Source organism: Pseudoclavibacter sp. Marseille-Q434 (assembly GCF_050315415.1).
In the GTDB taxonomy this organism is placed as follows: Bacteria; Actinomycetota; Actinomycetes; order Actinomycetales; family Microbacteriaceae; genus Pseudoclavibacter.
This window is the reverse complement of the sequence record NZ_JBNPQH010000002.1, coordinates 914,800-926,501: the sequence shown is the minus strand read 5'-3', so window position 1 is coordinate 926,501 and position 11,702 is coordinate 914,800. Positions and strand designations below refer to the sequence as shown.

Genomic DNA, 11,702 nt, shown 5'->3' with positions numbered 1-11,702 from the left:
CGAACCCACTGGTAAAGTTACTCCCGACTACCGACATTGGCCGCGCGCCCGGACTCCGGGTCGGAGCGAACATCCAGACTGCGCCTACTGCAATCCCGCCGTGAGCCGCGCGAGGTTGTCGAGCACGGTCGAGCGCATCGGCTGCTTGCGCCACTCGAACATGGTGAGCTCGCGCGAATGCTCGCGGTAGTCCTGCTGCACCTCGCGGAGATCCTCGACGAAGTCGGCGCTGCGCACCATGAGCGACACCTCGAAGTTGAGGGAGAACGAGCGCATGTCCATGTTCGACGACCCGATGACCGCGACCTCGTCGTCGATCGTGAAGTGCTTGGCGTGCAGGATCGTCGGCGACTTGTACATCCAGATGCGCACCCCCGCGAGCAGCAGCGCCTCGTAGTAGGAGCGCTGCGCGTGGTAGACCATCGCCTGGTCGCCGATCTCGGAGACGAACAGCTCGACGACCACACCGCGCGCGGTTGCAGTGGTGATCGCGTACAGCATCGACTCGTCTGGAACGAAGTAGGGGCTCGTGATGATGATCGACTTCTGGGCGACGTAGAGCAGATTGAGGAAGAGGCGGAGGTTGTTCTCGCTGGGGTAGCCGGGACCGCTCGGCACGATCTGGCAGTCCATCCGCGCTTCCTGCGGCATGGTCTCGACGTCGGTGAGGTCCTCGGGGATGATCGTGCCCGATTCCGAGTACCAGTCGGTGATGAAGACGGCGCTGACGGCGTGCACGGCCGGACCTTCGAGGCGCACCATGAGGTCGTGCCAGTGGAGCCCGCGGCGGATGTTGCCGCGCTTGTTGTATGTGGAGTCGACGACGTTCTGCGAGCCGAGGTACGCGGAGTTGCCGTCGACGATGAGCAGCTTCCTGTGGTTGCGCAGGTCGGGCCGCTGGTACTCGCCGCGCCACGGACGCACCGGCAGCATGTAGTGCCACTCGGCGCCTGCCCGCTCGAGGGCCTTGAGGCGGGACAGCGTGTGCTTGCGGTACCCGGGCACTCGGATGGACGCGATGTGGTCGAGCAGGATGCGCACGCTCACGCCGCGGGCGGCTGCCCGGTCGAGGGCATCGAAGATGGGGAGGGTGGTGTGGTCGCAGGCGAGGATGTAGAACTCGATGTGCACCCACTTCTCGGCCGTGTCGATCTCGGCGGCCATCGCCAGGATCGTCTCCTCGTAGCCTCCCTGCAGCACCACCTCGTTGTCGCTGATGAGCGGCATCGCCGTGTACGTGCGGTTGAGGGCGACGACGGAGTCGAACCACGGCGGGTCGGTGTGCTCGGTGGGTTCGACCTCCACGCTCGAGACGGCCATGTTGATGAAGGTGGTGACCTCCTGCTGGCGCTCCATGCGCTTGGCGGGGAGGCGGAAGCTGCCGAGCAGGAGGAAGGCGACGACGCCGACGTACGGGATGAGGAAGATGGCCATGAGCCAGGCGATGCCGACGCTCGGCTTGCGGTTGCGGGGCACGACGATGATCGCGATGACGCGGATGATCAGGTCGATGATCGCGAAGATGAAGCCGGCGCTGATCGTGATGTGCGGAATCTCGGCCATCTGGTCTCCTCGGGGTACTAGGGGACAGCGTAGGGCAACGGATGCGCGTGGCGAGGCCTCGCATCCACTCGGAAGGCTTGTTGCACTTCCGGCTGGAAGTGCAATACTGCACTTGTGACCGATAGTGCAACGAGCCTGCGCGCCCGCAAGATGGCGCAGATGAGCCGCGACCTCGCGGCGGCCGCCCGCAGGCGAGCCCTCGATGCAGGACTCGCCGGCTTCACGATCGAGGAGCTCTGCGAGCAGGTCGGGATCTCCCGGCGGACGTTCTTCAACTACTTCGCATCGAAGGAAGACGCAGTTCTCGGCATCTCCGCTCGGCGCGACACGGCGCACCTCGACGAGGACTTCGTGGCTGGCGGTGACCCGCAGAGCAAGCACCTGAGCCCCGACCTCCTCGAGGCGCTCACCCGTCTCGCACTCGAGCGGTGGCGGATAGACGATCCCGAACCCGACCCCGAGCGCGTGCGCGAGGTCATGGCCGTCATCGACCAGGAGCCGCGCCTCTTCAGGCGTGTGCTCGAGCACATGTCGAGCGACGAGAAGCGCGACGTGGCACTCGTCGAGCGACGCGAGGGGCTCCCCGCCGGCGACCTCCGCGCCTCCGCCGCCGTGCAGATCCTCATGTCGATCATGCGGGCGAGTGCGTTCGAGTTCTTCACGACCGACAACACCGACGACATGGAGGCGATCGTCGGCAGGCGCGTCGACGCGATGCGCGCCGTGCTGCAGCGCTGACCCTCCCCCCTCCCCGCAGTTCGCCGCATCCCCCACCGCACTCTTCGAACGGACCAACGCATGACCTCCACCGCACACGCGCCTGCCGAGCCGCAGTTCCTGCTGACGAAGCGCAGGATCTGGACGATCTTCGGCGCCCTCATCGCAGGAATGCTGCTCTCGAGCCTCGACCAGACGATCGTGTCGACCGCGATGCCCACGATCGTCGGGGAGCTCGGCGGCGTCGACCACCAGGTGTGGATCACGACGGCCTACCTGCTCGCGACGACCATCGTCATGCCGATCTACGGCAAGTTCGGCGATGTCCTCGGGCGGCGGAACCTGTTCCTCGTCGCGATCGCGATCTTCACGCTCGCCTCCGTGGGGTGCGCCTTCGCGGACAGCTTCTGGGCGTTCGTCGTGTTCCGCGCCCTGCAAGGACTCGGCGGCGGCGGCCTCATCATCCTGTCGCAGGCGATCATCGCCGACATCGTGCCGGCGAGCGAGCGCGGCAAGTACCTCGGCCCGCTCGGTGCGGTCTTCGGCCTCTCCGCGGTCGGCGGCCCCCTTCTCGGCGGTTACTTCGTCGACCACCTGACGTGGCAGTGGGCGTTCTACATCAACATCCCCGTCGGCATCGCGGCCTTCATCATTGCCGTCGTCGCACTGAAGCTGCCGAGCAAGAAGGCGACGAAGCGCATCGACTACCTCGGCGTCATCTTCCTCTCGGCCGCAACGACGTGCCTCATCTTCTTCACCGACTTCGGTGCGGATGCCGAGCACGGCTGGGGTTCGATGGTCACGTGGGCGTGGGGTCTCGGACTGCTGGTTGCGGCAGCACTGTTCGTCTTCGTCGAGTCGCGCGCCGAGGACCCGATCATCCCGCTCGGCCTCTTCAAGAACCCGATCTTCGTGAACGCGACGGCCATCGGGCTGACGCTGGGCATCGGCATGTTCGCGGCGATCGGCTTCGTGCCGACGTTCCTGCAGATGTCGTCCGGCACCTCGGCGGCGGCGTCCGGCCTGCTCATGCTGCCCATGATGGCGGGCCTCATGGGCACGTCGATCGCGTCCGGCATCCTGATCTCGAAGACCGGCCGCTACCGCATCTACCCGATCATCGGGACGGTGCTCACGGGGCTCGCGATGGTCGCGATGACGACCCTCACGGCGGATACGCCGGTCTGGTTGATCTGCGTGTTCCTGTTCTTCTTCGGGGCGGGGCTCGGCCTCATCATGCAGGTGGTGGTGCTGGTGGTGCAGAACGCGGTTCCGGCTGCGGAGATCGGCACGGCGACGAGCACGAACAACTACTTCCGCGAGGTGGGTGCGGCGCTCGGCACGGCGGTGTTCGGCGCGATCTTCACGACGCGCCTCACCGAGAACCTGACGTCGGTGTTCACGGCGAGCGGGGCCAGCTCGGCGGATGCGGCGACGGCGACGTCATCGATCGACCCGCAGACGTTGTCGCAGCTGCCCGACGAGGTGCGAGATGGCATCGTCACGGCGTATGCGGATGCGCTGGCGCCCGTGTTCTGGTACCTCGTGCCGTTCATCGCCCTCGCGTTCCTGCTGTCGCTGTTCCTGAAGCAGATCCCGCTGTCGGATGTCGCGGGGCTGGTGGCCCGCGGTGAGGCGGTTGGCGGCGACGAGGCTGAGGAGCTGGATGCGGCGGCCCGGGGCGGCGCTCGGGCAGCGCACGCGGGTGTCGCAGAGACGGCACAGGTCGGCGCGGCGGCGGCCACGGGCGCGGGCGCGGCGACGACGGTTGCATCGGCCGCAGAGAGGCCTGATCAGGCGTCTGACATCGGGCCGCAGCGCGACTAGCGTCCTGTCGTCACGGCCGGCTCACTGAGAGCTTCTTCTCTGCTCTTCTCTCAGGCAGCTGGCCCGTTGGCGAATGCCCGGGCGGCTCGGAGTGCGGCCTGCACGTGCATCCCCTCGAAGGGCAGGACGGCGGCGAGCGCGTCTCCTGTGAGGTCGGGGCCCAGCTGCGCGGCGCGGAGCACGGCTTCGGTGTCCACGCGTTCGGGCGCTGTTTCCGGGTCGTCGAGTTCCATGGCGGCGCCTTGGAACCAGTCGTCGGCGGCGTCGAGCATCCGCTGTTCGCTGAGCGCGGGCAGCAGGTGCCGGTCGAGGCCGTCGGCGACGCCGTGGTCGACGGTGCGCCAATCGACTTCACCGCGGTCGAGCCAGGAGACGAACCCGAGCCAGGGCTGCTCGTCACCACTGGACCACTCGCTGCCCGATTCGTCGCGAACGGCGGCTTCGACGTGTTCGATCGCCCAGTCGGGGAGACCGGCAGTGGGGTCGATGCCCGTCTGATGCGTCTCGGAGTAGTCGCGGTCGATGCCGCTGAGGACGGCGCGGCCGTCGGTGAGTGGAGTGAGGCGGACCCAGCTGCCGCCGCCGTCGGAGTAGAACCAGCCGTGGTGGTCGGCGCGCGCGTTTTGGTTGTTCTCACCGAGGATCGCCGTCTCTATGGCGGCCGCCAGGGCCCAACGGCCCCTCATGACCTCGAGGGGTGGGAACTGCTGAGCGCGGATTCGTGGCATGCGTCTATTCTCGCGAGCTGCCGGTCGACAGCTCCTGGGCGACGGGGTCGGCGACATGACCTGGGACGAGGTCGGGGGCCGAAGCCCTGAACTCCACGGGGCGCGCCGAGCTGTCACTTGAGCGAATCTGGCTGCGACTGCCCCTTGGCCCTGTTGCGGGCTCGACCTTCCAGACACGGTCGGCCGAGGGCACGATGACGAGCCGTTCAAGGTGGACTTCGTGGTGGTGGAAGCTGCACAGTGCGATGCCGTTGCTGGTGTCGGTGAGACCTCCCTGCCACCAGGGTCTGACGTGGTGGAATTCGACCATGTCGTAGGGGAACTCGCAGCCGGGTGCTCGGCACCCGCCGTCTCTGGCGAAGATCGCTCTTCGCTGAGCGGGGCTGAAGAGTCGTCGCTTGCGACCCAGCTTGAGCACTTCTCCGTCGTCGTCGACGAGGGCGGCCCGAATGATGCCGTCGCACAGGATGCGCCTGGCGACGTCGATCGAGGCCGGTTCGCCGGAGTGCTCGAAGCGCGGTACATCGGCCAGGCTGTCGATGGCTCCGAGGAGCCCTGTGCGAGTGACCGAGACGACCAGGGTCGGAGCCTCGCCGCCCGTGCGCGGCGCGGCCGGGGACTCAGCATGCTGCGCGAACACCGACACGAGAGCGTCGATGCGCCGTTGGGATGGGCTGCGCTCGTCTCGGATCGGCACCTCAGGCTCGTGCACACCGGACGTGCCGGGCACACCGAGTACACCTGACGCATCGGGCACACCGAGTACACCTGACGCATCGGGCGCACCGACTGCACCGGACGCGCGAAGCGTGGCGTCATGGCCGGCGTCTTCCTTGTCGCAGGCGTGATCGCGCCTCGGCGAGAGGTACGCGTCGAGGACTCACTGCAGGATCTCGCCCTGCTCAGGCGTCGCGAGGAGTCGCCCCTGCACCATTCCGTCGGAGCGGCGCGTGAAGGAGAGACCGCGCTTCTCGGCTTGGCGCTCCGCGTTGGGCTCCGCACCGTCGGGGTCGAGGAAGGCAACCCACACGGCCGCCTGCTTGGCGAGGCGCTCAGGCGAGGCGGGCTCGTCGTCTTCTGGCGTGAGTCCGCAGGCTGCCCGCACGAGCTCGTACTCCGCACGATCGAGGGCGGAGACATCAGCGCGACCATCGGCCTCACGCAGCCCTCTGGCGATGGCTGATGCCTGCGAGAGGGTCACTCGCCCTTCTGCGACGGCGACCGCGACGTGGCCCCGCGTCGGCTGCAGCGGCTCACCCGTCATGCTGATCGTCTCGCGAGTCGCCTCCGCGAGTTCTCGCATGGCGCCCGCCTCACCTCGCCGGAGCCCGAGGGTCTGCTGCACGGCCTCGTGCACCGATCTGAACCCACCGCGCCGAACCAGCGACCCTGAGAATGCCACGGGGGTCACCTCGTCGCGCCCGAGCAGCTCGGCGGTCATCTCGAGGAGGGTCGCGTCGAGCATCCGCTTGCGTGCGGCCAGCTCTTCGAATGCGGCGAAGAACTCCGTATCGAGCAGGGATGCGACGGGACGGCGCCCGTCGATGAGCGCCTCGACTCCCGGAGTCGCGTTGACAGCGGCCTCGCGAACGGACGCCGCAACACCTGCCGGAAACGACACAGCGCCCGAGCACGAAGCCTCGTCGTCGCGCAGATTCTGCGTTTCATCCCACATCTCGACCTCCCCCAAGATCCAGCTCCACCCTACCATGTTCTCGAACATAGATACGAGTATCCACAGTAGATTCTCTCCGCCGCGGCCCGCTAGCGGCCCACTCACTGCACCTCGGAGGTGGTGACCAGCCTGAGCCACGGCCCCGGCGGCACGTCCTCGACGTCGACGAACGCCCAATCGACGAGGTCGGCGACGGGGAGACACCCGCGCACGTTGGTGAGCGATTCCCCTGCCTGGACGTCCAGACCGCGAGCCGCAACACGACCGACGCCCGCGGTTGACACAATCGCCCCCTCTTCGCCCATCCGCAGGGGATACCCTTCGTTCACCTCAAGAATTCTGCGACTGGATGCATCTTCCGTGGTTCCCACACTCTTCCCCTGGCTCGACCCCGAAACGATCATTCACGGCGCGGGTCCCTGGGCGCTGCTCGTCGTCTGCCTCATCGTGTTCTCGGAGACCGGACTCCTCGTCGGATTCCTGCTGCCCGGCGACACGCTGCTGCTCATCACCGGCCTCCTCGCCTTCTACCCGGGCATCGGCTTCGACATCTGGTGGGTGTGCCTCGCCATCGGCCTCGCCGCGTTCCTCGGAGGCGAGGTCGGCTACCTGATAGGCCGCAAGGCCGGCCCGAGGATCTTCGAACGCAAGGAGAGCGGCCTCTTCAGCATGAAGAACGTCGAACGCACCAATGCCTTCTTCGAGCGCTTCGGCGGCCTCGCCGTCATCGTCGCCCGCTTCGTGCCCATCGTCCGCACGTTCGCTCCCGTCGCGGCCGGCGTCGGCAAGATGGACTACCGCAAGTACACGATCTACAACCTCATCGGCGCCCTCATCTGGGGGGCCGGCCTCACCTTCGCTGGTTACCTCCTCGGCTACGTGCCCGTGCTCGGCGACTTCATCCGCGAGTACATCGACGTGATCCTGATCCTCGCCGTCCTCGCGACCGTCGTGCCCACGACCATCCACTACCTCCTCAACGCACGGAAGTCGCGGCGCGAAGCTCAGCAGCTGAGCGGTGAAGAGGCGGAAGCCCTCGCCCTCGCGCCGAAGGACTTCGACCAGAAGCTGGGCGACTGAGCGCCGCACGAGAGGAAACCGGACGGCGCGAACCGCCCGTCACAAGCCCAGCCTCGACGCGTTGCGGCACGTTTCGCACCGCCGACCGACGCCTCCAGTGAGACGTAGGCTGGCCTTCCGCGGCATCGTCTGCCGCGTCTCTGACGGCGTTGCAGTGAGGAGTTCTGTTCTCGGATGAGCGGCATCTGGCGGTACCAGTCGACTTCGATCCCCCTCAGACTGGCGAACGCCGGAGCGGTCGTCGCTCTTCCTCTTCTCGCCGTCGAACAGCTCGGAGATGTCGCGGTCGGCGGGTTCCTCGTCGCCGTCGCCCTCTTCCCGAGCGTCATCGCCGCGCCGCTCGTCGGCGCGCTCCTCGACCGGATGCGCCGACCCCGCCTGCTCCTCATCATCGGCGGTGCCATCACAGCCGCCGCGTACCTGTTCGCGTCGCAGCTCGGCACCCTGCCGATCGGCGTCATCGCGCTCATCCTGGCGGTCGCCGGCTTCGTGACCCCCGCATACATGGGCGGCCTCTCGAGCTTCGCGCCAGACAACATCGAACCCGTTCGGAAGGCGTATGCGCAGGACGCCCTGTCCTACACGATCGCGTCGGTCGGCGGGCCCGCGCTGGCCGCGCTCGCGATCCCGCTCGCCGGGTCCGCTCGGCTCGCGATGGTGCTCCTCGCAGCCCTCGCGTTCATCGGGGCGATGGCCGGGTTCGGCATCCGGATGCACCCAAAGGCGGGCACCGTCGAAGGGCTCGGCCGCACCATCGCCCGCGGCATGACCTACCTCGTGCGGCACAAGCCGATCGCCATCGTCACCACGGCGGGCACCGTCAGCCAGATCGCCGGCGGGGCGCTCGGCATAGCAGCGATCGCCATCTCCCTGGAGCGCACCGGCTCCGAAGCATCCGCCGCCTGGATCGTCACGGCCTACGCCATCGGCGGCCTCGCCGGCGCACTGTTCATGGCCATCAGGACCTGGACCACGCGCGGCCCCGTCTGGGTCATGGGCATGGGCTTCGTCGCGACGGGCGCGTTCCTCCTCATCGCCGTCCCAGCGCTCCCCGTCGGCTTCACGTTCGCCGCCGTCTTCATCGCCGGCCTCTTCGCGGCCCCCGCGAACGCCGCCATGATGCTGCTGCGCGACAAGGAGAGCAAGCCGAACGTGCGCTCCCAGGTCTTCACCATCGGCGCAGGACTGCGCGTCACCGCCGCCGCGATCGGCGCCGCAGTCGCAGGCCTCATCGCCGGGTTCGACGCCGGATGGCTCGTCGCCGGCATGGCCATCATCTGGATCCTCTCCGGCGCCATCCTCTGGTTCTTCCCGAACCCGCCGGCACGCACCGGCGTCATCCCCGTGCAGAAGGGCCCGCGGGCACCGTAGGGGTGCGGCGCGGGCCGCGACGCGCGATCACTGCCAGCCAATTGGCCCTGGATGCGAGCCAGACCTCAATCGCTGCCAGCGGCCCGAGCCTAGCTGCGGGGTGGTGGCGCCCGCGGTATCCACCCGGTATCCGTCCCCACGCCCGCGCCCGCAGCATCCGTTCGGCAGTCGCTGCCAGTCAAGTGGCCCAATCGCCGCCGCACGACTCCATCGCTGCCAGCCAAGTGGCCCTTCAGCCTCTGCCAGAGGGGCTACTTGACTGGCAGCGATCGAGTGCGGCGGCGGATGCGTGCGCGGGTGGGGTGGGGCTACGCGAGGCCCACGATCAGCCAGACGACGGAGCAGAGCAGGAAGCCGACGAGGCCGAGCACCGTCGTGAGGACCGTCCAGGTGCGAAGGCCGTCCGCGACGCTGAGGCCGAGGTAGCGGGTGACGACCCAGAAGCCCGAGTCGTTGACGTGCGACAGGCCGAGGGCGCCGAAGGACATCGCGAGGGCGAGGAGCGCGACCTGGATGGTGGAGTAGTCGCCTCCGAGGACCGACGCGCTGAGCAGCCCGGCTGTCGTGAGGATCGCCACGGTTGCCGACCCCTGCGCGGCTCGCAGCGCGAGCGAGATCAGGAAGGCCAGGAGCATGAGGGGCATTCCTGTCGCGAGGAGCGTCTCGCTGAGCGCCGTTCCGATGCCGCTCTCCGTGAGCACGCGGGCGAACGATCCGCCGGCTCCGGAGACGAGGATGACGATCGCGACGGGCGGCAGAGCCGATTCGATGACCTCGCCCAGCTGGGTTGCGTTCCATCCTCGACGGAATCCGAGGAAGAAGCTCGCGAGCAGCACTGTCACGAGCAGAGCGAACAGCGGTGCGCCGATGAAGCCGAGCACGTTGCGGACCGGGTCGCCGGCCGGGAGCAGCGTGGCTCCGACCGTGCCGAGGGCGATCATGACGAGCGGGGTCAGGATGAGCGCCATGATCATTCCCGAGCTCGGGGGTGCGACCGTGCCGGTCTTCGTCGAGGTTGCGACCGCCGATGTCCCCGCGCCTGATCCGTCGACGATCGACTCGGTGTCCTTCTCGGTCCCGAACGCTGCGAAGGAGGCCGCGGTGCTCGGCAGCATGGTGATGTCGCGACGGTTGAGCCACTTGGAGACGAAGTGCGCCACCACGGCGAGGGGCAGGCACACTGCGAGCCCCAGGATGGTCACCCAGCCTAGGTCGGCCCCGAGGATGCCGGAGCCGCCGACGATGCCCGGGTGCGGTGGTACGGACACGTGCACGGCGAGCATGATGCCGCCGATGGGGAGGCCGAACTTGACGGGGTTGACGCCTGCCGCCTTGCAGAAGCCGTAGATGATCGGCACGAGGATGATGAAGCCGACGTCGAAGAACACCGGGATCGCGAGCACGAGGGCCGCCGCGGTGAGTGCGCCGGCGACGCGCTTCGGGCCGAGGATCTTCGTGAACCGGCCGGCCAGGCTCGACGCGCCGCCGGAGATCTCGATGATCTTGCCGAGCATCGCGCCGAGTGCGACGAGGATGGCGACCGAGCCGAGCACTCCGCCCATGCCGGCGATGATCGATTCGATGACGCCGAGCTTCGCCGGCTCCAGGTCGGTTTCGGGGATCGTGACGAGCGGCAGCCCCGTCGCGAGACCGACGAGGATGCTGACGATGAGCAGCGCCAGGAAGGCGTGCACCTTGAGTTTGATGATCAGCAGCAAGAGGAATGCGATTCCTCCGACGCCGATGGTGAGCAGCAGCAGTGTGGACAAGTTCGTCTCCTTTGACGAGAACGACGGGGCGAGAGCGGGGGCTCGCGCCGAGGGAGTGTCTGGGGGAGCTAGTCGGTGGTCTTCGGGGCGAGGGCGAGGATGACGGCCGAGTCGTCGGCCGCGCCGAGACCTTGCGCCTGCCCGAGGAGGTACAGCTGCTCGGCGGCGGCTGCGACCGGCGTGGGGAGTCCGACGGCGCGGCTCGCCTTGCCGACGATGCCCATGTCCTTCACGAAGATGTCGAGTCGGCTGAGAACCTCGGCGCCGTCCTCGTCGTAGGCCTCCAGGATGCGCGGCCCGCGGTTCGCGAGCATGAACGAGCCGGCGGCACCCGCCCCGAGCGTCTCGAGCGTCTTCTCGGGGTCGAGGCCGAGTCGCTCGGCGAGGGCGAGCGCCTCGGCGGCGGCGGCGATGTGCACGCCGCACAGCAGCTGGTTGACGGTCTTGAGCGCCTGGCCGTCGCCGGGGCGGTCGCCCACGACGGTGAGCGTGGATGCGAGCAGCTCGAGCACGGGCTGCGCCTTCTCGCGAGCGGCAGGAGTCGCGCCGACGACGATGAGGAGGTCGCCCTGGCCCGCGCGGACGGGACCGCCCGACAGGGGCGCATCCACGAGCTCGACCGAGTGCTGCTCGAGGCGGGCGACGACCTCGGCGATGCCGTCGGTGCCGACCGTGCTCGTGAGGATGACGACTGCGCCCTCGTCGAGCTCGTCCGCGATGCCGTTCGCGCCGAACAGCACGTCGTGCAGCTGCTCGCCGTTGCGGACCGCGAGCAGGACGGCGTCGACGCCCGTGACGGCGCTGGCCGCGGAGTCGTGCGGCACGATGCCCGCGGCGGCCGCGAGGTCGAGGCGCGGCTGCGCGATGTCGAAGCCGTTGACGGTCAGCTGGCTGCTGAGGCGCGTGGCCATCGGCAGGCCCATGGCGCCGAGCCCGAGGACGGCGACGGAGTAGGAAGAGGAGGTCATGGTT

Annotated in this window: 11 protein-coding genes; 4 read left to right on the top strand and 7 right to left on the bottom strand. The window is 68.3% G+C overall.

Annotated features, from left to right (window positions below; genetic code table 11):
* Positions 1-84 precede the first annotated feature (84 nt).
* Positions 85-1,563 (bottom strand): cardiolipin synthase, encoded by a 1,479-nt coding sequence (gene cls, locus ACQFZP_RS11290; protein WP_104313227.1) that lies wholly within the window; start codon positions 1,561-1,563, stop codon positions 85-87.
* A gap of 114 nt (positions 1,564-1,677) precedes the next feature.
* Here cls and ACQFZP_RS11285 point away from each other — a divergent pair, with 114 nt between their 5' ends.
* Both ACQFZP_RS11285 and ACQFZP_RS11280 read left to right on the top strand, forming a co-directional pair.
* Entirely contained in the window at positions 1,678-2,301 is a 624-nt protein-coding gene (locus ACQFZP_RS11285) for a TetR/AcrR family transcriptional regulator (RefSeq protein WP_211891356.1), read from the top strand.
* Between the two features lie 60 nt (positions 2,302-2,361).
* A complete protein-coding gene (locus tag ACQFZP_RS11280; protein ID WP_211891355.1) occupies positions 2,362-4,107 on the top strand; it encodes an MDR family MFS transporter in 1,746 nt (581 codons plus the stop codon).
* 50 nt (positions 4,108-4,157) lie between these two features.
* Here ACQFZP_RS11280 and ACQFZP_RS11275 read toward each other — a convergent pair whose 3' ends face one another.
* From ACQFZP_RS11275 to ACQFZP_RS11260, 4 genes are all read right to left on the bottom strand, one after another.
* Positions 4,158-4,835: a hypothetical protein gene (locus ACQFZP_RS11275; RefSeq protein ID WP_211891354.1), complete on the bottom strand. Its 678-nt coding sequence runs from the start codon at positions 4,833-4,835 to the stop codon at positions 4,158-4,160.
* 4 nt (positions 4,836-4,839) lie between these two features.
* On the bottom strand, positions 4,840-5,592 hold the full coding sequence (locus ACQFZP_RS11270; RefSeq protein ID WP_211891353.1) for an HNH endonuclease signature motif containing protein: 753 nt from the start codon (positions 5,590-5,592) through the stop codon (positions 4,840-4,842).
* Positions 5,593-5,715: 123 nt separating this feature from the next.
* Positions 5,716-6,558, bottom strand: coding sequence for a DUF222 domain-containing protein (locus ACQFZP_RS11265; protein ID WP_211891352.1), 843 nt, complete (start codon positions 6,556-6,558; stop codon positions 5,716-5,718).
* A gap of 53 nt (positions 6,559-6,611) precedes the next feature.
* The gene (locus ACQFZP_RS11260; RefSeq protein WP_211891351.1) at positions 6,612-6,794 is read right to left on the bottom strand and encodes a hypothetical protein; all 183 of its coding nucleotides are present in this window, start codon (positions 6,792-6,794) and stop codon (positions 6,612-6,614) included.
* A gap of 76 nt (positions 6,795-6,870) precedes the next feature.
* Between ACQFZP_RS11260 and ACQFZP_RS11255 the strand changes: the two genes are divergently transcribed.
* Complete coding sequence (locus ACQFZP_RS11255; protein WP_104313238.1) at positions 6,871-7,590, top strand: DedA family protein; 720 nt, start codon at positions 6,871-6,873, stop codon at positions 7,588-7,590.
* Between the two features lie 174 nt (positions 7,591-7,764).
* Positions 7,765-8,961, top strand: coding sequence for an MFS transporter (locus ACQFZP_RS11250; RefSeq protein ID WP_179555596.1), 1,197 nt, complete (start codon positions 7,765-7,767; stop codon positions 8,959-8,961).
* 308 nt (positions 8,962-9,269) lie between these two features.
* Here ACQFZP_RS11250 and ACQFZP_RS11245 read toward each other — a convergent pair whose 3' ends face one another.
* Positions 9,270-10,730, bottom strand: coding sequence for a GntP family transporter (locus ACQFZP_RS11245; RefSeq protein WP_211891350.1), 1,461 nt, complete (start codon positions 10,728-10,730; stop codon positions 9,270-9,272).
* 68 nt (positions 10,731-10,798) lie between these two features.
* Positions 10,799-11,698 (bottom strand): NAD(P)-dependent oxidoreductase, encoded by a 900-nt coding sequence (locus tag ACQFZP_RS11240; protein ID WP_211891349.1) that lies wholly within the window; start codon positions 11,696-11,698, stop codon positions 10,799-10,801.
* Positions 11,699-11,702 lie beyond the last annotated feature (4 nt).

Coding starts and splice junctions, on each gene's coding strand:
- ACQFZP_RS11275 (WP_211891354.1), bottom strand. CDS start 4,835: ATGCCACGAATCCGCGCTCAGCAGTTCCCACCCCTCGAGGTCATGAGG.
- ACQFZP_RS11280 (WP_211891355.1), top strand. CDS start 2,362: ATGACCTCCACCGCACACGCGCCTGCCGAGCCGCAGTTCCTGCTGACG.
- ACQFZP_RS11240 (WP_211891349.1), bottom strand. CDS start 11,698: ATGACCTCCTCTTCCTACTCCGTCGCCGTCCTCGGGCTCGGCGCCATG.
- ACQFZP_RS11250 (WP_179555596.1), top strand. CDS start 7,765: ATGAGCGGCATCTGGCGGTACCAGTCGACTTCGATCCCCCTCAGACTG.
- ACQFZP_RS11265 (WP_211891352.1), bottom strand. CDS start 6,558: ATGTTCGAGAACATGGTAGGGTGGAGCTGGATCTTGGGGGAGGTCGAG.
- cls (WP_104313227.1), bottom strand. CDS start 1,563: ATGGCCGAGATTCCGCACATCACGATCAGCGCCGGCTTCATCTTCGCG.